The following is a 22,429-nucleotide window of genomic DNA, read 5'->3' as shown; positions in this document are numbered from 1 at the left end:
AATGGGCGAGGAAACGCGCATGAACGCAACTTCCGGATTTGGCCCCGTCGAGCGGGCACGGACTATTGCGCCGCTGATCGCGCGCGAAGCCGACGAGATCGAGCGGACGCGGCGACTGACCGATCCCGTCGTCGGCGCGCTGATCGAGAACGGGCTCTATCGCGCGCTGCTGCCGCAGAGCCTTGGTGGCGCCGAAGCGCCGCCGGAAGCCTTCATGCAGATGCTGGAGGAGATCGCGAAAGCGGATGCCTCCACCGCCTGGTGCCTCGGCCAATGCACGGTCTGCGCCATGATCGCGGCCTCGCTCGACCACGACACCGCGCAGGAGATCTTCAACACGGCGCCGGGCATCCTCGCCTGGGGCGCGATCGCGCATGAGGCGCGGGCGGTCGAAGGCGGCTATCGCGTCACGGCGCGCTGGGATTTTGCCTCCGGCTCGCGGCAGGCGAGCTGGCTCGGCGCGCATGTCCGCATCGTCGGAGCCGACGGCGCGCCGCGGAAAAATGCCGACGGCTCGGCGGAGGTGCGCACCATCCTGTTTCCGGTCGCGAGCGGCGTGCTGCACGACGTCTGGCAGGCGATCGGGCTCGCCGGCACCGGCACCGATTCCTACGAGGTCGCCGACCTGTTCATCCCCGAGCGCTTCACCGCGTTTCGTGACGTGCCGTCCGCGCTACGCGAGCAGGGTCCTCTTTACAGGATCGGCACCGGCTCGACGTTCAGCCTCGGCTTTGCCGCGGTGTCGCTCGGCGTGGCGCGCGCCACGCTGGATGCCGCGATCGCGCTGGCGCGCGGCAAGCATCAGTCGCTGGCGGCAAGCGCCATGCGCGACAACCAGGCGGTCCAGGGCCTGATCGGCCGCACCGAGGGCGACCTGCGGGCCGCGCGCGCCTATCTCTATGCGACGGCAAGTGCGATGTGGCGCGATCTCTGTACGACCGGCGAATTCAGCGCGGCACATCGGGGCTCGGTTCGCCTCGCCGCGACCTGGACCATCCACCAATCGGCCAAAGTGGTCGACACCGCCTATCACATGGCCGGCGCGACCGCCGTATTCCGCAGCAATCCGTTCGAGCGCCGCTTTCGCGACATGCACGCCATCGCTCAGCAGATCCAGGCGCGCGACACGCATTACGAGGATGTCGGTAAGATGATCCTTTCAGGGGACCGCTGACGTCGAGCAGTTACGAAAGTGCACGCACGCTGACCTATATTGAGTTGCCCTCCGGCGTCTTCGTCGCTGAACCTTCGTGAATTTTCTCCGACTAATTTCCATAGCTACAGGAACGACAGCTTTTCCGCTGTAACCGCGCCGACCACATGGAAGTGATGATTCCGAATTCTTCTTAGCGCGCTGGATTTGCACAAGAGAGGTCCGTTATGGGCCGAACAGCTGGCAGGAAAGTCAGTTGCCATGCCATTCAGGGGCGTTCGCCGGGATGGCACCATGGTGGCATTCTCATTATCGCCATCCTCTGCATCGCATGCACTTTCCTGTTTGCGAGCGAGGCCGTGGCTCAATGCTCGGCGCGAGACGTCCTGCGGAATCACCTGAAGCTCAAGCAAGCGCCGTCTGGGCCGCAAATCCCAATCAAATCCGCCGTCGATGTCCCTGCGTGGAAGACGATCAGGATCGGGACGTTTGCAAACTTCTTCGCCCTCAGTAACGCTTTGGATGCGGCAGGTTGTGGCATCGGAAACTCGGCCGGCGAAATTCTCGCGCGGCCGACGTTTACCGTGAGCGCCACGACAACGAGCGTAGAGCTTTTCACGGTGTCGGCAGCCGAACTGGGCTTTCGGACCGACACTGCGTTGCTGGCAGACATCTACGCGCGCGCCAAACAATTGGGTTTCGGCCTGGCGGCTGCAGAAGTCGGACCACAACTGAGGCTTCAATATTTCGACCAGCCGATCGGTGAGTTTCTCATCATCGGAATGGAGCCAATCAGGACCTGGCAGGGCGCCCCCGTCATCTTGAATGTAGCCAATGGCGGCGCGGGACTTATCCTCATCGGCCAGGATGGCAGCGCCGACGCACAGATCCCCGTGGCATCCCGTTTTGTATTCGTGCGGTCCCATGAAACCGCTCCTGCCGAGGCCGTAACACTTGTCGGCCACTGAATTTCCGGGTTTGTGCATCTCGAGACGCAAGACAACAGGTCAGCACCTTAACCCTAGGCCACCAGCGCGGCGTCCTCGCCTACGCCGTCGATGCCGCGCTGCGCGGCGAGCAGGCTGATGATCTGCGCATTCGGCCGGGCCTTGCTGAACAGAAAGCCCTGGCCTTCGTCGCAGCCCTCAGTGCGGAGGCAGCTCAGCTCGGCTTCGGTCTCGACGCCTTCGGCGGTGATGGTGACGCCGAGGCCTTTGCCGAGGCTGACGATCGAGCGAATGATCGCCTGTGCCTCGCGATTGGCGCCGAGATCGCGCACGAAGGACTGGTCGATCTTGATCTTGTCGAACGGGAAGCTGCGCAGATAGCTCAGGCTGGAATAGCCGGTGCCGAAATCGTCCATTGAGATGCGCACGCCGAGCGCGCGCAGCGCGTGCAGCGTCGCCAGCACCTGGGCGCTTTTCTCCAGCAGCAGCGTCTCCGTGATCTCGAGTTCGAGCCGCCGCGGCGGCAGGCCGGAATGCTTCAGCGCATCCGTCACCACCGAAAGCAGATTGCCGCTGCGGAACTGGAGCGGCGACAGGTTGACGGCGACGCGGACGTCGTCCGGCCAGGTCGCGGCATCGTGACAGGCCCGGCGCAGCATCAGGCCGCCGAGCGGATTGATCAGCCCGGTTTCTTCCGCGACCGGAATGAACTCGGCCGGCGAGACCATGCCGCGCTCGGCATGCGGCCAGCGCACCAGCGCCTCGAAGCCGGTGATGCGGCCGCTCTGGAGGTCGATCAGCGGCTGATAGTACGGCCGCAGCACGTCGTTCTGAATGGCGTCGCGCAGCTCGACCTCGATCTTGCGGCGGGTCTGCGCTTTCGCATCGAGCGCCGCCTCGAAGAACGCGAACGATCCGCGCGCATCCAGCTTGGCGCGCGACAGCGCCATGTCGGCGCTCTTGAGCAGCTTTTCGGAATCGTCGCCGTCGCCCGGCGCCATCGCGATGCCGATGGAGGCACCGACCACCACGGAATGGCCGTCGAGCAGATAGGGATCGGCGATGGCTTCGAGCAGGCGCTTGGCCAGCAGCACCGCATCCTCGGGACGCGTCAGGCCGCTCTGCACGATGGCGAACTCGTCCGAGTTCAGCCGCGCCAGCGCGTCGTTCTCGCGCAAGGTCGAACGCAGCCGCTTGGCGACGCCACGCAGCAGCTTGTCGCCGACCGCGTGTCCCAGCGTGTCGTTGACCGCCTTGAAATTGTCGAGCCCCAGCATCAGCAGGGCGACCTTGTCGGTGCTGCGCCTCGTATGCAGCAGCATCTCGTCGACCTGCTGGCGCAGCAGATTGCGGCTTGGCAGACCGGTCAGCCCGTCATGCTGGGCCATGAAGGCGAGCCGCGCCTCGGCGCGCTTGCGCTCGGTGATGTCCATCAGCGCGAGCAGCACCGCGGGCCGCTCGGCATAGATCAGTTCGCGCGAATAGATCGCAAGGTCGATCAGGGCGCCGTCGGCCCTGACGTGCTTCCAGGTGCGTCCGGCCTGCTCCTCGCCGGCCGCATCGGCGGTCCAGGGCGGCTCACTGTCGAAAGCCTGAAGGGAACGGATCGTGAGCCGCTCGAACTCGGCGCGGCTGTAGCCGTAATGGGCGATCGCGGCATCGTTGACGCCGAGGATGCGCTCGTCGTCGAGTGCGCAAACGATCATGGGGACGGGATTGCCGTCGAACAGCAGGCGGAACGAGGCCTCGCGCTGCTTCAACTCGGTGATGTCGACGCGCAGGCCGACGACGCCGCCGTCCTCGGTCAGCCGCTCGTCGATCAGGATGACGCGGCCGTCCGCCAGCTTCTGCTCGTGGCGCGTGCCGGGCTGATAGAGCTTTTGCAGCCGTTCGGCGATCCATTCTTCCTCGTGGCCGGCAGCCTCTGGATAGTCGCCCCGGGCGACGCCGATGCGCAGCGTGTCCTCGAGGCGCGCGCCTTCCTCGAACAGATCGGCGGTCTTGCTGTAGATTTCCGCGTATTGCTTGTTCCAGAGGACGTAGCGGCCCTCGGCGTCGAGAAACACGATGCCTTGCGGCAGGATCTCGATGGCCTGGCGCAGGCGCTCATGGGATTTGCGCGCTTCCGCGATCGCGGCCTCAGCCTCGGCACGGCTGCGCAGAACTTCGTCGCGTTCGGACGGAAGATGAGGGGGGCGCGCAAAGCGCGGCTTGCGCGGGTGCAGGCCGCCGAGCACGCTGCCCATTCGCTTTTTCGGCTTTCGAAACCCCAAACTCAACTTCACTCGTCCCAGTCGCACCCAGCCCCGCAACTCTTGGGGCAAGTGTCTGAAAAAAAGGTAATCCTGGGTGGCATGGCGATGGGACGCACGGTCTGGCAGTCTCGACAAAACAGCCCTCATTGCCCGTTTGCAAGGCGCGGCCGTGCCGATGGGCGCTCCAAGCGCATCGCATTGTCGTCATCGGAGAACGAGATGGCGCAAAATTGCGCGCCGCCTTGAATCATTTCCGGGATCGCGCGCGATTGCATGCAGAAGGGAGTGAGCACGCGTGCCGCGCACGAATTTTGGTCAGTGCATGAGAGGGTTATCGCGTCGTTAAAAACGGCCGGCCGACGCCGCGGAACTGCGACGTTTGAACGAAATTTCAGCGGAAGGACTGTTTCTTAACCCTGGCGCGGTGTTGGGCTATAAGAATGTCAACATGAGTCCCCGCCACCTCGCCCCTCTCCTGCTCGTCATGACGCTCCTGGCCGCCGGCGACGCGCTGGCCCAGGACAAGGGCAGCGTCAACCCAAAACCGCTGCCGCCGCTCGCCAATCCGAACGATCCCAGTATCGGCGCCAAGGAGCTGTTCGCGCGCAAGCTGCTGCCGTCGAAGGGACCGGCGCACGTCATCGGCTCCTATGTGAAGGGCTGCATCGGCGGCGCCGAGCAGATGCCGCTCAACGGCGACAATTGGCAGGTGATGCGGCTGTCGCGCAACCGCAGCTATGGTCACCCCGCGATGATCGCGCTGATCAAGCGGCTTGCGGCAAGAGCGCACAAGGACGCGGGATGGCCGGGCATCCTGGTCGGCGACATCGCCCAGCCGCGCGGCGGGCCGGCGCTGTCCGGCCATGCCAGCCACCAGATCGGCCTCGATGCCGACATCTGGCTGACGCCGATGCCCGACCATCGGCTCTCGCGCGAGGAGCGCGAGGACATGTCGGCGGTGATGATGGTGCGCCCGGACCGGCTCGACATCGATCCGAAGGTGTTCACGCCGGGCCATGTGCTGGTGCTGCGCGACGCGGCACAGGAGCCGGCGGTGCAGCGCATCTTCGTCAATGCCGCGATCAAGAAGGCGCTGTGCCGCGAGGCCAAGGGCGACCGTTCCTGGCTGTCGAAGATCCGGCCGTGGTGGGGCCACGACTATCACTTCCACATCCGCATGCACTGCCCGGCGGGCGCGAGCGACTGCGAGGGCCAGCCGTCGCAATCCGAGGACGAAGGCTGCAAGCCCTCCGATCTCGCCTATTGGTTCAGCGACGGCGTGCTGCACCCCAAACCCCCGCCGGAGCCGCCGAAGCCGAAACCGCCGATGACGCTGGCGCAGATGCCGGCGGCGTGCAAGGCCGTGCTGCACGCGGGCAATGCGAAGCCGTAAAACTCTCCGCCAGGATGACGAATTCCTGGTTGGCGCTATGCGAACCGTCGCCTTTGACCTGTTCCGCCACCCTGTTATGATGACCCAGCGATCGCTTGCCGGACCGTAAGTCCGTCGGGCTTGCCGGAACAGCGCTTCCGCCGGTCGCAGCCTCATTCAACCAACGCCGTCTTGCGCGCGCCGCCTTGCGTGCCCTGAGCGCGCGCATGGAGCGCTTCCGATGTTCCGCCTTTCCGTGATTTTTTCGGCCTTGTTCGTTCTGGTCGCGAGCCTTTCGCCTGTCGCCGCCGAGGACAAGACCATCACCGTGTTCGCGGCAGCCTCGATGAAGAACGCGCTCGATGAGGTCGACGCGGCCTACACCGCCAGGACCGGCGTCAAGTTCAGCGTCAGCTATGCCGCAAGCTCCGTGCTCGCCAGGCAGATCGAGCAGGGCGCGCCGGCCGATGTATTCGTCTCCGCCGACACCGACTGGATGGATTACGCGATCTCCAAGAAGACTATCAACGAGCCGACCCGGGTCAATCTGCTCGGCAACAGCATCGTGCTGATTGCGCCGAAGGATTCCAGCCTCGACAACGTCCCCATCGGGCAGGGGTTCGACCTCGCAAAACTCGCCGGCGACGGCAGGATCGCGACCGGCGACGTCAAGTCCGTGCCGGTTGGGAAATATGCCAAGGCGGCGCTGACGAGCCTGGGCGCCTGGCAGGCGGCGGAGCCGAAATTCGCGATGGCCGAGAGCGTGCGTGCCGCGCTGACGCTGGTCGCGCGCGGCGAGGCCAACCTGGGCATCGTCTATTCCACCGATGCCAAGGTCGAGCCCGGCGTGAAGATCGTCGGCACCTTCCCGGCGGATTCGCATCCCGCGATCATCTATCCCGTCGCTGCGACGACGACGGCAAAGGGCGAGACCAGCGACTATCTCGCCTTCCTGCGCTCGACCGCCGCCAAGACCATTCTCGAAAAATACGGTTTCAAGTTCCTGATCAGCCCGACAACTTAACCTCTGCCACCTAGCTTCCGCGATTTTGATGCTCGACATCTCTCCCGCCGAATGGACGGCGATCCTGCTCTCGCTCAGGGTTGCCGTGATCGCGACGCTGGTGGCAACGCCGTTCGGCATTGCGCTGGCATGGCTGCTCGCGCGGCGTGATTTCTGGGGCAAGTCGGTGCTCGATGCGCTGGTGCATCTGCCGCTGGTGCTGCCGCCGGTCGTCACGGGTTATCTGCTGCTGCTCACTTTCGGCCGCCGCGGACTCGTCGGCGCTTTCCTGGCGGACCATCTCGGCATCGTATTCGCCTTCCGCTGGACCGGTGCCGCGCTTGCCTGCGGCCTGATGGCGTTTCCGCTGCTGGTGCGCCCGATGCGGTTGTCGATCGAGGCGATCGACCGCCGGCTCGAGCAGGCCTCCGAGACCCTCGGCGCCACTCCTTTCAAAGTGTTCTTCACGGTGACGCTGCCCTTGGCGCTGCCCGGCGTGCTCGCCGGCATGGTGCTTGGCTTTGCCAAGGCGATCGGCGAGTTCGGCGCGACCATCACCTTCGTCTCCAACATTCCCGGAGAGACCCAGACGATTTCGTCCGCGATCTATTCGCTGATCCAGATCCCGGACGGCGACGCCGCCGCGGGACGGCTCGTGATCGTCTCGATCGTGCTGGCGCTCGGCGCGCTGATCGCGGCCGAATGGTTCGCCCGCCGCGCCACCGCGCGCCTGCACGGGAATTGACCATGCTGCGCGTCGACATCGAAAAGCAGCTCGGCGAGTTCTCGCTGTCCGCGTCCTTCGCGAGCGAAGGCCGCGTCATCGGACTGTTCGGAGCGTCGGGCGCCGGCAAGACCTCGCTGGTCAACATGATCGCGGGGCTGCTGCGGCCCGACCGCGGCACCATCGTGATCGACGGCGAGACGGTCGACGACAGCGCGGCCGGCATTCATGTGCCGACCTGGCGCCGCCGCATCGGCTATGTGTTCCAGGATGCGCGGCTGTTTCCGCATCTCAACGTCGCGCAAAATCTCGACTATGGCAGGCGGATGAACCGCCTCGCGCCCGATCCGGCGCAGCACAAGCGCGTCATCGAGCTGCTCGACATCGGCGCGCTGCAGGGTCGCCGCCCCGGAAAGCTCTCCGGCGGCGAGCGCCAGCGCGTCGCGCTCGGTCGCGCGCTGCTGTCGCGGCCGCGCCTGCTGCTGCTCGACGAGCCGCTCGGCGCGCTCGACGAGGGCCGCAAGCTGGAGATCCTGCCCTATCTGGTGCGGCTGCGCGATGAGGCCAACGTCCCCATGGTCTATGTCAGCCACGACGTCGCCGAGCTGCGCCAGCTCGCGACGCAGATCGTGATGCTGAAGCAGGGCCGCGTGACGTCGTTCGGCGGGGTGAAGGTGCTGACGTGAGGGGTCCGTTGAGCAGGCAACGGATGAGGCAAGCCGCCGGCCCACCCTCCGCCGTCGTCCTGGCGAAAGCCAGGACCCATACCGCGTGATCTATCAGCGGCAGGTGGTGTGCGTACCAGCGAAGAAAACGTAACTGCCGGTGTTCGCAAAACTACTCCCCGGGGTAATGGATCGTACCGCGAGCGGCGATCGCACGGCATTGGATGGTGGCGGTGCCGGCCGAGTGATCCTCGCCGACACCGCTACCGAGACCCGCCACTACCAGCCGCGATCGACGTTGCGCACCTCACCCGTTCGCGCGTCCACATCGACCTCCATCCAGCGGCCGGCGCGATCACGGCCTTCGATCTGCCATTCGTCGCCGAGGAACTCGGTGTGCGAGACGGTCATGACGCCGATGTCGGTGGCGACGTCGAGCGCGACCTGCATCGAGATCTGATCGCCGGTGTCATAGGCCATCGCGGGCGCGGCCGATCCGAGCCCGATCGCGACGATGGCCGGCAAGATGAGCTTTCGCATGGATTACTCCTGTCGGATGCGTTTACGCCGCTAAGAACGAGCGGCATCGCGGAGCGTTCCGGGAGCAGCGGTCACGAAGACGCGCAAATCTTCGGCGGTTGCGGCGATTTGGGGGCGGTTCCAGCGTTGTCGCCATCGCTCTCCGCCGTCGTCCGGCGAAAGCCAGGACCCATTACCCCAGAGAGGAGAGTGGGTGGGCCAGATCGTCACCACCAGCCTTCGCAAAACAGCTGACGGTGGGTATGGGTCCTGGCGCCTGTGCGCAATTGCGCACTAGGCCAGGACGACGAAGAAGCAGACGTGCGCTTCATCAATGACCGCCAACGCGGATGTGGCGTTAAACCCCAGCCACCGAGCTCCACAGATCCGCCAGCTTGCGCCGCAGGACCTGCCTGCGCGTCAGCGGCGCGGGCGTTTCCTCGTCTTCCGGCAGGCGCAGGCCGACGACGTTGACTCGGCCACCGGAGATGGAGCGCGCCACGAGCACGATCGGATCCAGCACGAGCTCCGCGCCCTCTTTCGGCGCGCGGTCGAGATGGACGTCGAAATAATCAGCGAGCGTGTGCCCGCGCTCGTCCTCGCCGACCTCCACGCCGTAGATCTCCGCGAGCTCGGCGAGCGTGTGCTCGCCGGAGACCATGAAGTCGCCCAGCAGATGCGGGTCCGGCGCTGAGCTCGGCTGCATGTCGACGAAGAAGCGGTCAAGCGATTCGGCCTTTTCCGGCGGCGCCAGCAGATAGATGTAATCGCCGGGCGCGATCGGCTCGGCTTCCGCCGGCGTCAAAATGTTCTCCTTGCGGATCACCAGCGTCGGCTTCGACCAGGACGGGATCAGGCCGCGGCGAAAATACAGGCTCTTGGACCGCACCGGATAGCCGACGAGCTGCTGCTCGAGCTGGCCGGGCAAGTCCAATTCGACACGGCGCGGGCCGCGTTCGGCGCGCGGCAGCGCCACGTGCAGCTTGCGCGCGGCCGGCCCCAGGGTCCAGCCTTGCAGGAGGAGCGAGATGATGACGACGACGAAGGCGACGTCGAAATAGAGATAGGCCTTCGACAGCCCGACCAGCATCGGGATCGAGGCCAGGAAGATCGCGACCGCGCCGCGCAGGCCGGTCCAGGCGATGAAGATCTTTTCGCGCCAGTTGAAGCGGAACGGCGCCAGGCAGACGAACACGGCGATCGGCCGCGCCAGCAGCATCAGGACGAATGCGATCCCGACCGCCGGCAGCACGCTGCCGCCGAGCCGGCTCGGCGAGACCAGCAGGCCGAGCAGGACGAACATCACGATCTGCGCCAGCCAGGTCGCGGCGTCCAGGAAGGCCACCACCGAATTATGCGCGCGGGTCGGGCGGTTGCCGATGATGATCCCGGCGAGATAGACCGCGAGGAAGCCTGAGGCATGCATGATCTGCGAGCCGCCGAAGATGACGAGCGCGGCGGTGGTGACAAACGGCGCATGGAGGCCCTGCGGCAGCGCGACCTTATTGAGCGCGATGACGACCAGACGCCCGCCGATCACCCCGACGACGGCGCCCAGCACGGCCTCCTGGGCGAACTCCATCAGCACATGCGCGGCCGTGCCTGTTCCCAGCGAGATGTACTCGACCAGCATCAGGGTCAGGAAGATCGCGAAGGGATCGTTGGTGCCGGATTCCACCTCCAGCGTCGCGCCGACGCGCGGGCGCAGGCGCAGGCCCTGGGTATGCACCAGCAGGAACACTGCGGCCGCGTCAGTCGAGGCCACCACGGCGCCGACCAGCAGCGACTCCGTCCAGTTGAGGTCGAGCGCATATTTCGCGAACGGCGCCGTGATCAGCGAGGTCAGCAGCACGCCGACGGTCGCGAGCACCATGGAAGGCGCGAGCACGGTGCGGATGCTGGCAAAGCGGGTCCGCAAGCCGCCGTCGAACAGAATCAGGGCGAGCGCGACCGAGCCGACCAGATAGGTGGTTCGGACGTCGTCGAACTGCAGCTGTCCGGGACCGGAATCGCCCGCGAGCATGCCGATCGCGAGGAAGACGAGCAGAAGGGGCGCGCCGAAGCGCAGCGCAAGCAGGCTTGACAGGATCCCGGCCAACACCAGGACGGCACCGAGCAATATGGCGAGGCTGACACTGTCGAGGGAAGCCATCCACCTTCCGGGTACGAAATCGCTGGAATTGCATCCTTATCGTCGGCGGACTCCCACGCCAACCCATTTTCTCCCGCTCGCGGCAATCTGCCCGCATTTTGCGGCCTTAACGCACTTCACTTGGCGGTGTATCGGTGGTCCGGCCGCGCCCTTTGTGGGATTCTCCGGCGCGCTCGAATCAACGCCTCCCGCCCGCTCCCCGACGAGACCGATAGACATGGACCTCAAAGACTTCATGGAGTTCGTGCAGACCACCGCGCGCAGCGTCGGGGCGGAAATCTCCTCGCCCTGGTTCTACCTGCAATTCGGGCTCATTCTGGCCGCGGCCGGCATCGCCTATGCCGCGGAAGCCGCCGTTCGCAGCCGCGTCGACATGACCTCGCTGGCGATGCGCTGGCCGCTGCCGCTCCGGCACTTCGTCCGGGTGATGGTCTCCAGCGCCTCGACGGCGGTTTTCACCCTGCTCGTGATCGTCTCCCGCGTGGTCATGTACCACGCGACCTGGCCGAGCCGCAGCTATCTCCTGATGGTCGCCGCCAAGCTGGGGCTGGCCTGGCTCGCGATCCGGCTCTTGACCTCGGTGCTGCGCAACGCCTTCATCGTCAAGCTGGTGTCGATCACGGCCTGGTTCGTCGCGGCGCTCTCGATCCTCGGCCAGCTCGATGCGACGGTCGACCTGCTCGACTCTTTCGCCATCGTGCTCGGCGGCCTGCGGCTGACGCCGTTGCTCGTGATCAAGGCGGGTGCGCTGCTGCTCATCGCGCTCTGGCTCACCAACATCGCCAGCAATTTCGCCGAGAGCCGGATCAACTCGACCACAGATCTGACGCCATCGGTGCAGGTGCTGCTGGTCAAGATCATCCGCATCGGCCTGCTTGCGGTCGCGATCGTGATCGCGCTCGGCACGGTCGGCATCGATCTCTCGGCGCTCGCGGTGTTCTCCGGCGCGGTCGGCGTTGGCATCGGTATCGGCCTGCAGAAGATCGTCGCCAATTTCATCTCGGGGATCATCCTGCTCGCCGACAAATCGGTGAAGCCCGGTGATCTCGTCACCATCGGCGACAACACCGGGCGGATCAGCGCGATGAAGACGCGCTATATTTCCGTCGCCGCCGGCGATGGCCGCGAATTCCTGGTGCCGAACGAGGATCTGGTGACGCAGAAGGTCGTCAACTGGACCTACACCGACAAGAACACGCTGGTGAAGATCGCCTTCGGCACCAATTACGACGCCGACCCGCGGCTGGTCTGCAAGCTCGCCGCCGAGACCGCGGCCGCTCACCCGCGCGCGCAGAAGGGCAAGCCGCCGAATTCCATCCTGACCGAGTTCGCCGAAGCCGGGATGAAGTTCTCGCTCACCTTCTGGATTGCCGACCCCGACGGCATGGACAACGTCAAGAGCGACGTGATGCTGGCGCTGTGGGACGCCTTCAAGCGCGAAGGCATCCGGGTTCCCTACCCGGTTCGCGAAATCCGCGTCCGCGGCGGCGCCCTGCCGGTGGAAACCATCATGGAAGTCCCGAATTAGGCCCGCTTTCAGGCGCAAGGCAGGGCAGGCCTGACTTGCATGAAGGCGCGCAATCATTAAATTGGGCGCGAAATCAAGCCTTTCCGCCGATATCGAGCCCACCCCAGAAGATTGCGCCCGCATGAGCTACGTCGAAGCTACCGATACCTCGCTCCGCAAGACCGGGCAGATCAAGCTGCATGGACCAAGCGCCTTTGCCGGCATGCGCAAGGCGGGAGCGCTGGTGGCGAAGTGCCTCGACGAGCTCACCGACATCGTCGGGCCCGGCGTTCCGACCGACCGCATCGACCAGTTCGTCCGCGACTTCGCGTTCAGCAACAATGCCTATCCGGCGACGCTGATGTATCGCGGCTACCGCTATTCAACCTGCACCTCGCTCAACCACGTGGTCTGCCACGGCATGCCCGGCGACCGTCCGCTGAAAGAGGGCGACATCGTCAACATCGACGTCACCTTCATCGTCGACGGCTGGTACGGTGATTCCAGCCGGATGTATGCAGTCGGCCCGATCGCACGCAAGGCGGAGCGGCTGATCGAGGTGACCTATGAGGCCATGATGCGCGGCATCGCCGCGGTGAAGCCCGGCGCCACCACCGGCGACATCGGCCACGCCATCCAGAGTTTCGTCGAGCCGCAAGCCATGAGCGTGGTGCGCGATTTCTGCGGCCATGGCCTCGGGCGCATGTTCCACGACGAGCCGAACATCATCCATATCGGCCGGCCCGGCGAGGGCGTGCAGCTCAAGCCCGGCATGTTCTTCACAATCGAGCCGATGATCAATCTCGGCAAGCCGCATGTGAAGATCCTCTCCGACGGCTGGACCGCCGTGACTCGCGACCGCTCGCTATCGGCGCAGTTCGAGCATTCGGTAGGCGTCACCGCCACCGGCGTCGAGATTTTCACGCTGTCGGAGCGGCACGGCGAGAAGCAGATCGGGTGATCCCGGCGGCTGACGTTCGCATTCGCCGGCTGGCGTGAAACGGATTTGCCGCCGCAATTGACGGTTGCAAAAACGGTTATCCGCGGCAATGCTGGCGGCCGATGCCCGCCAAGACCGACCACGACAAGAGCAAGCCCGAAGAAGCGCCGCACTATCTCGGCCATCGCGAACGGCTGCGCGAGCGCTTCTACAGCGCGGGTGCGGACGCGCTCAGCGACTACGAGCTGCTGGAGATGGCACTGTTTTCGGCGCTGCCGCGGCGTGACACCAAGCCGCTGGCGAAGTCGCTGATCAAAATTTTTGGCTCGTTCGCCGAGGTCGTGCACGCGCCGGTGGCGCGCCTGCGCGAGGTAGACGGTGTCGGCGAGTCCGCGATCCACCAGCTCAAGCTGCTCGCGGCGGCGGCGCATCGCGTCGCCAAGGGCGGGGTCAACAGCCGCAACGCGCTGTCGTCCTGGAACGAAGTGATCGACTATTGCCGCACCAGCATGGCGTTCGCCGACAAAGAGCAGTTTCGCCTGCTGTTCCTCGACAAGCGCAACCAGCTCATCGCCGACGAGGTGCAGCAGACCGGCACCGTCGATCACACCCCGGTCTATCCGCGAGAGGTGATCAAGCGCGCGCTGGAATTGTCCGCGACCGCGCTGATCCTGGTGCACAACCACCCCTCAGGCGATCCCTCGCCCTCGCAGGCCGACATCCAGATGACCAAGGCGATCATCGACATCGCAAAACCGCTCGGCATCGCCGTGCACGACCACATCATCGTCGGCAAGAGCGGGCATGCGAGTTTGCGCGGGATGCGGCTGATCTAGTAGCAATATCGCGGATCGACCGGGACATAGGAGCCGTCCCGGCGCTGCGCGTAGCAGCCGCGCTGATAGGCGTAATAGCCGGAGCGGCGGCGTTCGCCCTCGGAGGCGATCGCAGCGCCCGTGCCGGCACCGACGACGGCGCCGATGGCGGCGCCGCGGCCTCCGCCGATGGCGCCACCCACGATCGCTCCACCGACGCCACCGAGGATGGCACCGCCAATGGCGTCCTGCGCCGCCGCCTCATGAGCCGGCATCGCGATCACGACCGCCAGACATGCCGCGATAGCGAAACTTCCAATGCGAAGACCTCGAAGCATGCTCGCCCTCCCCTGTGGTCAGACGAGTCATAGCGCCGCAGCCGGATTCGGACCAGAAAAATCACCATTTCGGGACCCGGCGCGTCACGCTATGGCGTCGGAGGCTCGGATCGAAGGCGGCTCAGACCATGGCGCATGCGCAGCACGGGCCGGCCGCTTCATCTCATGCATCGACCCAGCGCTGCACGGCCTCGGCGGTGTCGGCTGGCGTGGTGTTGAAGCAGATCGCGGCGTCGGGCGCCAGGCGGTGGACGAGGTTGAGCACCTTCTCGAACAGCAGCAGACGCTCCCGAGGCTCGCGCAGCCCCGCGCCGATCACGATGCAGTCGAAATTCTCCTCGCGCAACGCTACCGTGACGGCGGCTTCCGCCGCGGCATCGAGATCGATCAGGCAACTCGTGACCTCGTAACCGAGATCGCGCAGGCGCAGCAGCTGCGCATCGATATAGTTGCGCACGAGCTCCGGCGTGAGCTGCGGGAATGCGCTGTAGTCCGCGTTGCCGGGTTCGATGCCGATCGCGAGGACGCGCGTGGTCATGTTGGACTCCCTGGCCAGACTGCCTCGCGTCGCTAACGGGCAGCGGCCCTGCCGGTTCCGTCGCGGACCGCCGCCCTGATCCCGGTCCTGCCGCTCATTTTCCCGGCGAGGTTGTAACCCACTTCACACGCGGCGCCCCGGCGGCCTGCCAGACTTGCAGGAGATCACGCTGGCCTCACGCCCTGATCACGGCACCTGGTTCATTTCGACTGACGCGCAGTTGCGAAAACTCATTCATTGCGGGAGCGGAAAATGATTTCATTCGAGAGTCTGAAAAGCGAATACGAGCGTAATTGGGCCAATCTCGAGATCCGGCCTTCGCGCCTCTCCGACGCGAACGCGATCGCGCGCAAAGCCATCAACGGCAAGGCGACCTATCAGCAGATCGAGCGGTTGACCGGCGTGCCCTGGTATTTCGCTGCCCTCTGCCACTACCGCGAATCCAATTTCGATTTCGACACCTATCTCGGCAACGGGGAAACGCTCCATCGCGCGACGACGCTCGTTCCGAAAGGACGCGGTCCGTTTGCCACGTTCGTGGACGGCGCCGTGGACGCCTTCAGAATCGAGAATTTTGTCGGCGCTCACGACTGGGGGATCGCGCGGATTCTGTTCCGGCTCGAAGCGTTCAACGGCTTCGGCTATCACGCCAAGGGCTGCAACTCGCCCTATCTCTATGGCGGTTCGACGCTGTATGGCCCGCCCGAGGCAAGGGCCGGAAAATTCGTCCGCGATCATGTGTTCGATTCGAACCACGTCGATTCCCAGCTCGGCACCGCGGTGATCCTGCATGCGATGATGTCGCTGGATTCCTCGATCACCCTCGACGGCAGCCCGCAATTCGCAAGCCGCGCCGAGCCGGAGGACGACGCGGCGTCGACGATCGTCCTCATGCAGCAGGCGCTCAACAAGCTCGGCGCCAATCCGCCGCTCGCGGAGGACGGCATCAGCGGGCCGAAGACCAGGGCCGCGGTCTCGCAGTTTCAGCAGCAGAACGGCCTGAGAGATACCGGACTTCTCGACGGCGCCACCGTCGGCGCCCTCACGCGCGCGGCGCAGTCGGGCCCCACCGGACCGACCGGCGATGTCTCCCGGATCATGAAGCGGCTGGAGGACCTCGCGCAATTGCTGCGGCCGCCGGTCGGCGGTGTGACGCCGGCAACGACGACATCGGGCAATACGCTGCCCGCCACCAATGATCCGATCAGCCTGTTCGAACGGCTCTTTTCCCTCGTCAACAAGTCAGCCCCCATGCCAGGACCAGTCACCCTCACCCCAACCAGCCCCGCTCCCGTCGACCAGTTGAAGCAGGTCGTCGACCTGCTCGGCACCTTGCTCAACCGGGACGGCAAGCCCGTCCTCGGCCAGGTCAATGGCGCGCTCGGCGAGACCATCGGCAAGATGCTCGACGGCAAGAAGACTGCGCTCGGCATCGGCGGCTCGCTGATCACGGCGCTGCTGTCGTCGGTGACGGCGAGCCCCAATGCGGGAGGCCTTGCCGGGTTGCTCGGGACGCTCGTGTCGGCGGTGCCGGGCCTCGGCCAGTTCGCGATGCCGATCTCGCTGGCGCTCACAGCCTGGGGCGTGCTCGGCAAGATGGAGAAGTGGGCCCAAGGCACAGCGCCGCCGCCCAAGCCGACGACGTAGCCTGCCACCATCCTTCGAGACGCCCGCCTATGGCGGGGCCCTCAGGACGAGATTGCGTTTCGCGGCGCTACTGCCGCAGCATGATCAGGGGATCGGCGGTATCGGGGACGCGCCGCCATTGCGCGTTGTCGTCGGCCTCGAACTGCCAGGCCTCGCCGGCCTTCGACAGCAGGATGATCTGGCCGCGGTCTAGCCGCCATTGCGTCGGGTTGAACTGCGCGATGGCCGCATCGCATTTCGGCTTGAGGAAGACCTGGAAATTGTCCGGCCCGGCTTCCGTGTTGGTCAGCGTTAGCCCGCAGACAGGCTGGCCGTTGCCGCGCACGATCGACCAGTCGCCGATCATCTGGTCCATCGACTTCGCCATCGAGCGGGCGGCGGCGAGGTCTTGCAGGATGTAGACGCCCTCGCCCTGCCGCAGGCCCTCGAAGATGCCGGCCTCGACCTCGGTGAAGTCGATCACGGCCTCACCGCTCGCATCCTGCAAGCGGACGATGTCGAGACCCCTGACGCTCCAGGCGACGATGTCCTTGGTGAAAGGCAGCGCGGCCTTGCAGGCCGGCTCCAGCTCGAGCTTGAAGCCCTGCGCCGCGGCGTCGGCCTTGAGCGTGACGACGCAGGTCTTGCTGCGCTCGGTGGTCGAGAGCTCCCACTGCCCGGGCATCTCCTTCTTCAGGGTCGTCGTATCCTGCGCCTGCGCGATGCCGATCGCGGCCAAGCAGGCCACGACGGCGAATGTAACGACGCGAAGAACTCCCATCAGCGTCCCTTGAACGGCGTTTCGGCAACCGGCGTCAACGGCGCCTTGCCTGAGAACCAGGACTTGAGATTGTCGACCACGAGCTGATCCATCGCGTTGCGCGTCACCACCGAGGCCGAGCCGATATGCGGCAGCAGCACCACATTCTGCATGGCCTTGAGCTCGTCCGGCACGTTCGGTTCGGCCGCGAACACGTCGAGGCCGGCCGCGAGGATGGTGCCGGACTTGAGCGCCTGGACCAGCGCCGGTTCGTCGATCACCGAGCCGCGCGCAACGTTGACCAGCACCCCGCGCGGGCCGAGCGCCTTCAGCACCTCGGCGTTGATCATCTTGTTGGTCGAGGCGCCACCGGGCACGATCACCATCAGCGTGTCCACCGCCTTCGCCATCTCGATCAGGTCGGGGTAGTGCTTGTAGGAGACGTCCTTGGACGGGTTGCGGGTGTGATAGACCACCGGCACCAGCGAGGCATCGAGCCGGCGCGCGATCGCCTGTCCGATCCGGCCCATGCCGACGATGCCGACCTTGCGGTCGCGCAGCGAGCCGACGCTGAGCGGATAGTTCTGGGTCTGCCAGAGACCGGAGCGCACATAACGGTCGGCCTTGATGAACTCGCGCACCGTGGAGATCAGAAGCCCCATCGCGACGTCGGCGACCTCCTCGGTCAGCACGTCGGGCGTATTGGTGACGATGATGTTATGCTCGGCGGCGTATTTGGCATCGACGTGGTCGTAGCCGACGCCGAAGCTCGCCACCATCTCGATCTTGGGCAATTGCGACAGCGAATCCCGGTCGGCGCGCACGGTGTGATAGGTCACCGCCACGCCGCGGATCTTTTCGCGGATCGCCGGCGTCAGCCGCTCGAGATCGCCCCGCGTCTCCGCCTTGTGCACGACGAAATGATCGGAAAACCCGTTCTCGAGGATCGGCCGGACCGGCCCATAAATCAGAAGGTCGATCTTTTCGGACGAAATCGAACCGGTGGTCATCAGTTGTCCTTTCCAAGCGCGCTCTCGTGCCAGCGCCGTAAGACGAGGTGGGAAACTAGCGCCAGCACCCCATAGATGACAATCCCGGCCAGCGACAACAGCAGCAGCGCTGCGAACATGCGGGGTATGTTCAAGCGGTAGCCGGATTCTGCGATCCTGTAGGCGAGCCCGGAGCCGGCGCCGGCCGTTCCCGCCGCGATCTCGGCCACGACCGCGCCGATCAGCGACAGGCCGCCGGCAATGCGCAGGCCGCCGAGAATATAAGGCAGCGCCGCCGGCAGCTTGAGATAGCGCAGGGTCTGCTGTGGCGAGGCGCCATAGAGCTGGAACAGGCCCGCGAGGTTGCGATCGACCGAATTGAGCCCGAGCGTGGTATTGGACAGCACCGGGAAGAAGGCGACGATGAAGGCGCAGACCACGACCGCGGTCTGCTGCTCCAGATAGATCAGCAGCAGCGGCGCGATCGCGATGACCGGCGTGACCTGAAGCACCACGGCATAGGGGAATAGCGATGCTTCCACCCATTTGGACTGGTTGAACAGCAGCGCCAGCGCGATGCCGCCGACGCTGGCCGCGACAAAACCTTCAAGCGTGGTCAGCAGCGTCGCGGCAAGCGATTGCGACAGCACCGCCCAATCCTTGATCAGTGTCGCGAATATGACCGAGGGCGCCGGCAGCACGTAAGGCGGGATGTCCTTGATCCGGACCACGAGCTCCCAGGCGAGCAGTCCCGCCGCGAACACGATGACCGGTAGCGCGAAGCGCACCGCACGTTGCGCGCCGGACGGCTTCGCAGTGACGGAAGCTTGCGCGTTCATAGCGTCGACTGCCCTGCATAGGACGGCGCCAGCGCCGCCGACACTTTCCGGCAATAATCGGAATAGGCGACTGAAGTGCGAAACTCCTCGCCACGCGGCTCGACCGTCTCGACGCGGAAGTCGGCCTGGATGCGGCCCGGCCGCGCGGTCATGACCACCACGCGCTGCGACAGATAGACGGATTCGAACACCGAATGCGTGACGAAGATGACGGTCTTGCCGAGCCTGCGCCACAGCGCGAGCAAATCGTCGTTGAGGCGGAAGCGCGTGATTTCGTCGAGCGCCGCGAACGGCTCATCCATCAGGAGGATATCAGGGTCTGTGACGAGCGCGCGCGCCAGCGACACCCGCATCTTCATGCCGCCGGAGAGCTCGCGCGGAAAGGCGTCGGCAAAATCGGCAAGCCCGACGCTTGCGAGCGCCTCATCGGCGCGCGCGCGCGATTCCGCCTTCGGAACGCCTGAGAGCTTCAGCGGCAACCGCACATTCTCGCGCACGCTGGTCCAGGGCATCAGGGTCGGTTCCTGAAACACGAAGCCGATGCCATGACCTGGGTGAACATGACCTGGCTGCGGTGTGCCCTCACGACGCGCCAGCCGGACGATTCCTGACGACGGCGCGCTGAGTTCGGCGATCAGCCGCAGCGCCGTCGACTTGCCGCAACCTGACGGCCCCAGCAGCGAGATGAACTCGCCCTTGCGCACCGCAAGATCGAGCGGGCCGAGCGCCATCAGGCCGTTGTCATAGGCCTTCGTCACGCCGCGCAGGCTGACAGCCAGAGCCGTCAGGCCGGTCTCGACCCCCGCCGACGTTTGGACTGATGACATCGGCCCTGCGCTACGGCTTGCTCGGGCGCAGCTCGGCGCCGACGCCCTTGTTGACGAAGCGCAGCGTATAGGATTTGCGGAAATCGAGGTCCGCCTTCACCACGCCCGCCTTCACCATCTTGTTGAAGAAGGAGGTGTAGCGCTCGTCGCTCATCGCGCCGATGCCGTTCTTCAGCGAATCGCCGGAATCGACGATGCCGTATTCCTTCATCTTGGCGACGGAATAGGCGAGCAGCTCGTCCGTCATCTCCGGATTGAGCTTCTTGATCATGGCGTTGCCCGCTGAATTGTCGCGGTAGATGTAATTGTACCAGCCGACCATGGAGGCATCGACGAAGCGCTGCACCAGGTCGGGCTTCTTCTCGACGACGTCGCGGCGGCTCTCGATCAGGGTCGAATAGGTGTTGAAGCCGTAATCGGCGAGCAGCAACACGTTGGGCTTGAAGCCCGCGGCCTTCTCGACCGCGAAGGGCTCCGAGGTGACGTAACCCTGCATCGCGCTCTTGGGATTGGCGATGAAGGGCTGCGGATTGAAATTGTAGGGGCGAACGTTCTTCTCGCTGAAGCCGTATTCGGACTTCAGCCACTGGAAATAGCTGGTCATGCCCTCCTTGGAGACGAACAGCGTCAGCGGCTTGAGGTCCTCGATCTTGGCGACCTTGGCATCGGGCTGCGTCAGCATCACCTGCGGATCCTTCTGGAACACCGCGGCGATGGTGACGACCGGGACGTTGTTGGCGACTGCGTCGAACGACATCAGCGTGTTCGCGGCCATGAAGAAATCGATCTTGCCGGCGATCAGCAGCATCCGGTTGTTCTCGTTGGGCCCGCCGGGCACGATGGTGACGTCCAGCCCGTATTTCTTGTAAGTGCCATCGGCGACGGCCTGGAAAAAGCCGCCATGCTCGGCCTCGGCGACCCAATTGGTGCCGAACATGACCTTGTCCAGGGTTTCGGCGCGGGCCGGGACGACCGAGACGAAAGCGGCCATCAGGCCCGCCGTTAAGGCTCGCCGCAGATGAGAGGGGCTCATGATGGGACTCCGTCGATCGCTTCTAGCCGATGTCCAAGCAACGCGATAAAACCGCAAGACATTCGGGGACGCGAGCCGGCCTGGCCCGCGTCCCCTGATACCCTAAATTACGCGACAAATTCGGGCAAAGAAACCTTGATGACGCCTTCCCGCGATTGGACCGAGATTCGCTGGGCCGATGCCAGCCTCGCGGAGGTTTCGCGCTGGATCGCGGTGCTGCCGCTGGCCGCGACCGAGCAGCACGGCCCGCATCTGCCGCTCGAGACCGACGTGCTGATCGCGGACGCCTATCTCGCGCGCGTGCGCGAGCTCCTGCCCGAGCGCGCTCCGGCCACTTTCCTGCCCGTTGAACCGATCGGGATTTCCACCGAGCATATCGACTATCCGGGCACGCAGACGCTGCCGACTGACATCGCGTTGAAAAAATGGACCGCGATTGGCGAGGACGTCGCGCGCCGCGGAGTGAAGAAGCTCGTCATCGTCACCAGCCATGGCGGCAACAGCGCGGCCATGATGCTGGTCGCGCAGGATCTTCGCGCGCATCGGAAACTGTTCGTGGTGACGACGTCGTGGTCGCGGCTGTCGGGCGCGGACAAGCTGTTCCCGGCCGACGAAGTGCGCCACGGCATCCACGGCGGCGCCATTGAAACCTCGATCATGCTGGCGCGCTATCCCGATCGGGTGCGCATGGATGCGATCGCGAATTTTCCCGCGAGCAGCATCGCGATGGAGCAGCAATATCGCTGGCTGTCGACGCAGCGACCCGCGCCGTTCGCCTGGCAGGCGCAGGATCTCCACGCGAGCGGCGCCGCCGGCAACGCGACGCTAGCCGTGGCCGCGAAGGGCGAGCAGCTGATCGACCAGGGCGCCCGCGCTTTTTGCGAGCTGCTTGCCGAGGTTGATAACTTCGACGTGAACAGGCTCGCAAAAGGCCCGCTCGGCTAGCGCTCATCCTTCTGGAATCATTCAGGAAAGAGCCAGACTCGAGCTCCGCCTTTGCCGAGTTCGAACCGGACGCGCGGAGCCTCCGTCCAACTCGGTACGCGGGCCACAAGGGACCGCCTCAACCCGGATGGAGTTTCACATGTCGATTAAGACCAAGATTTTCGCAGTTGCCCTCACCGCGCTCACCCTGACCGGCAGCGTCGTGGCCACCACCTCGCAGGCGCAAGCCAAGCCGCTCGGCTGGGGCGTCGGTGTCGGCCTGGGCATCGCCACCGCCGCCGTCGTCGGCTCCGCGATCGCCGCCAGCAACGATCCCTATTACAACCGCTATCACCGCTGCGGCTGGGCCGCCCAGTACAACGCCTTTGGCCAGTACGTCGGCCGCGTGCGTACCTGCTTCTGATTTGAGTCCCTGAGGCCGATCTCACGTGGATCCCGCGTCCGACACGGGCGCCTCATCCACCCCGTGTCGTGCCCCCGAC

The 22,429-nt window shown here is 65.3% G+C and carries 22 protein-coding genes; 12 read left to right on the top strand and 10 right to left on the bottom strand.

What is annotated here, in order from left to right:
• Positions 1 to 19: 19 nt before the first annotated feature.
• On the top strand, positions 20 to 1,174 hold the full coding sequence (locus AC0L23_RS25910) for an acyl-CoA dehydrogenase family protein (RefSeq protein WP_085384956.1): 1,155 nt from the start codon (positions 20 to 22) through the stop codon (positions 1,172 to 1,174).
• Positions 1,175 to 1,380: 206 nt separating this feature from the next.
• Entirely contained in the window at positions 1,381 to 2,121 is a 741-nt protein-coding gene (locus AC0L23_RS25905; RefSeq protein WP_085358552.1) for a hypothetical protein, read from the top strand.
• A 53-nt stretch (positions 2,122 to 2,174) separates the two neighbouring features.
• On the opposite strand, the gene AC0L23_RS25900 is transcribed toward AC0L23_RS25905, so the two are convergent.
• On the bottom strand, positions 2,175 to 4,346 hold the full coding sequence (locus tag AC0L23_RS25900; protein ID WP_085384945.1) for an EAL domain-containing protein: 2,172 nt from the start codon (positions 4,344 to 4,346) through the stop codon (positions 2,175 to 2,177).
• Positions 4,347 to 4,803: 457 nt separating this feature from the next.
• On the opposite strand from AC0L23_RS25900, the gene mepA reads away from it, so the two are divergent.
• From mepA to modC, 4 genes are all read left to right on the top strand, one after another.
• A complete protein-coding gene (gene mepA, locus AC0L23_RS25895) occupies positions 4,804 to 5,748 on the top strand; it encodes a penicillin-insensitive murein endopeptidase (RefSeq protein WP_085358626.1) in 945 nt (314 codons plus the stop codon).
• 220 nt (positions 5,749 to 5,968) lie between these two features.
• Positions 5,969 to 6,751 carry a molybdate ABC transporter substrate-binding protein gene (gene modA / locus AC0L23_RS25890; RefSeq protein ID WP_085358550.1) on the top strand — a complete coding sequence of 261 codons (783 nt, stop codon included), beginning with the start codon at positions 5,969 to 5,971 and terminating at the stop codon, positions 6,749 to 6,751.
• Between the two features lie 28 nt (positions 6,752 to 6,779).
• Positions 6,780 to 7,475 carry a molybdate ABC transporter permease subunit gene (modB, locus tag AC0L23_RS25885; protein WP_085352010.1) on the top strand — a complete coding sequence of 232 codons (696 nt, stop codon included), beginning with the start codon at positions 6,780 to 6,782 and terminating at the stop codon, positions 7,473 to 7,475.
• Between the two features lie 2 nt (positions 7,476 to 7,477).
• Complete coding sequence (gene modC, locus AC0L23_RS25880) at positions 7,478 to 8,140, top strand: molybdenum ABC transporter ATP-binding protein (RefSeq protein ID WP_085352011.1); 663 nt, start codon at positions 7,478 to 7,480, stop codon at positions 8,138 to 8,140.
• A gap of 258 nt (positions 8,141 to 8,398) precedes the next feature.
• On the opposite strand, the gene AC0L23_RS25875 is transcribed toward modC, so the two are convergent.
• Both AC0L23_RS25875 and AC0L23_RS25870 read right to left on the bottom strand, forming a co-directional pair.
• The gene (locus AC0L23_RS25875) at positions 8,399 to 8,659 is read right to left on the bottom strand and encodes a PepSY domain-containing protein (protein WP_018460075.1); all 261 of its coding nucleotides are present in this window, start codon (positions 8,657 to 8,659) and stop codon (positions 8,399 to 8,401) included.
• 337 nt (positions 8,660 to 8,996) lie between these two features.
• Positions 8,997 to 10,790: a potassium/proton antiporter gene (locus tag AC0L23_RS25870; protein WP_018460076.1), complete on the bottom strand. Its 1,794-nt coding sequence runs from the start codon at positions 10,788 to 10,790 to the stop codon at positions 8,997 to 8,999.
• Positions 10,791 to 11,001: 211 nt separating this feature from the next.
• On the opposite strand from AC0L23_RS25870, the gene AC0L23_RS25865 reads away from it, so the two are divergent.
• The 3 genes from AC0L23_RS25865 (at position 11,002) to radC (ending at position 14,073) form a co-directional block, all read left to right on the top strand.
• On the top strand, positions 11,002 to 12,318 hold the full coding sequence (locus AC0L23_RS25865; protein WP_026233939.1) for a mechanosensitive ion channel family protein: 1,317 nt from the start codon (positions 11,002 to 11,004) through the stop codon (positions 12,316 to 12,318).
• 121 nt (positions 12,319 to 12,439) lie between these two features.
• Complete coding sequence (gene map / locus AC0L23_RS25860) at positions 12,440 to 13,258, top strand: type I methionyl aminopeptidase (RefSeq protein ID WP_018460078.1); 819 nt, start codon at positions 12,440 to 12,442, stop codon at positions 13,256 to 13,258.
• Positions 13,259 to 13,359: 101 nt separating this feature from the next.
• Positions 13,360 to 14,073, top strand: coding sequence for a RadC family protein (gene radC / locus AC0L23_RS25855; protein WP_018460079.1), 714 nt, complete (start codon positions 13,360 to 13,362; stop codon positions 14,071 to 14,073).
• Here the strand turns inward: radC and AC0L23_RS25850 are convergent.
• Both AC0L23_RS25850 and AC0L23_RS25845 read right to left on the bottom strand, forming a co-directional pair.
• The gene (locus tag AC0L23_RS25850) at positions 14,070 to 14,390 is read right to left on the bottom strand and encodes a glycine zipper domain-containing protein (RefSeq protein WP_026233940.1); all 321 of its coding nucleotides are present in this window, start codon (positions 14,388 to 14,390) and stop codon (positions 14,070 to 14,072) included. The genes radC and AC0L23_RS25850 overlap by 4 nt on opposite strands.
• 163 nt (positions 14,391 to 14,553) lie before the next feature.
• On the bottom strand, positions 14,554 to 14,928 hold the full coding sequence (locus tag AC0L23_RS25845) for a hypothetical protein (protein WP_018460081.1): 375 nt from the start codon (positions 14,926 to 14,928) through the stop codon (positions 14,554 to 14,556).
• Positions 14,929 to 15,180: 252 nt separating this feature from the next.
• On the opposite strand from AC0L23_RS25845, the gene AC0L23_RS25840 reads away from it, so the two are divergent.
• The gene (locus tag AC0L23_RS25840; protein WP_018460083.1) at positions 15,181 to 16,575 is read left to right on the top strand and encodes a peptidoglycan-binding protein; all 1,395 of its coding nucleotides are present in this window, start codon (positions 15,181 to 15,183) and stop codon (positions 16,573 to 16,575) included.
• A 67-nt stretch (positions 16,576 to 16,642) separates the two neighbouring features.
• Here AC0L23_RS25840 and AC0L23_RS25835 read toward each other — a convergent pair whose 3' ends face one another.
• Genes AC0L23_RS25835 through AC0L23_RS25815 form a run of 5 tightly spaced genes read right to left on the bottom strand, consistent with a single transcriptional unit; the run spans position 16,643 to position 21,002 of the window.
• Positions 16,643 to 17,335 carry an AprI/Inh family metalloprotease inhibitor gene (locus AC0L23_RS25835; RefSeq protein ID WP_026233941.1) on the bottom strand — a complete coding sequence of 231 codons (693 nt, stop codon included), beginning with the start codon at positions 17,333 to 17,335 and terminating at the stop codon, positions 16,643 to 16,645.
• Positions 17,335 to 18,324: a 2-hydroxyacid dehydrogenase gene (locus tag AC0L23_RS25830; RefSeq protein WP_018460085.1), complete on the bottom strand. Its 990-nt coding sequence runs from the start codon at positions 18,322 to 18,324 to the stop codon at positions 17,335 to 17,337. Before AC0L23_RS25830 ends, AC0L23_RS25835 begins: the two co-directional genes overlap by 1 nt.
• Positions 18,324 to 19,142 carry an ABC transporter permease gene (locus AC0L23_RS25825; protein WP_018460086.1) on the bottom strand — a complete coding sequence of 273 codons (819 nt, stop codon included), beginning with the start codon at positions 19,140 to 19,142 and terminating at the stop codon, positions 18,324 to 18,326. Before AC0L23_RS25825 ends, AC0L23_RS25830 begins: the two co-directional genes overlap by 1 nt.
• Positions 19,139 to 19,969 (bottom strand): ABC transporter ATP-binding protein, encoded by an 831-nt coding sequence (locus AC0L23_RS25820; protein WP_085358545.1) that lies wholly within the window; start codon positions 19,967 to 19,969, stop codon positions 19,139 to 19,141. Before AC0L23_RS25820 ends, AC0L23_RS25825 begins: the two co-directional genes overlap by 4 nt.
• A gap of 10 nt (positions 19,970 to 19,979) precedes the next feature.
• Positions 19,980 to 21,002: an ABC transporter substrate-binding protein gene (locus AC0L23_RS25815; RefSeq protein ID WP_026233942.1), complete on the bottom strand. Its 1,023-nt coding sequence runs from the start codon at positions 21,000 to 21,002 to the stop codon at positions 19,980 to 19,982.
• Between the two features lie 138 nt (positions 21,003 to 21,140).
• Here AC0L23_RS25815 and AC0L23_RS25810 point away from each other — a divergent pair, with 138 nt between their 5' ends.
• On the top strand, positions 21,141 to 21,947 hold the full coding sequence (locus tag AC0L23_RS25810) for a creatininase family protein (RefSeq protein WP_085358543.1): 807 nt from the start codon (positions 21,141 to 21,143) through the stop codon (positions 21,945 to 21,947).
• 139 nt (positions 21,948 to 22,086) lie between these two features.
• Entirely contained in the window at positions 22,087 to 22,350 is a 264-nt protein-coding gene (locus tag AC0L23_RS25805) for a hypothetical protein (protein ID WP_085384943.1), read from the top strand.
• The last annotated feature ends 79 nt before the right edge of the window (positions 22,351 to 22,429 follow it).

Source organism: Bradyrhizobium sp. MI1.4 (assembly GCF_055811315.1).
Note: the sequence above shows the minus strand (reverse complement) of the source record. Positions and strands in the feature narration are given on the sequence as shown.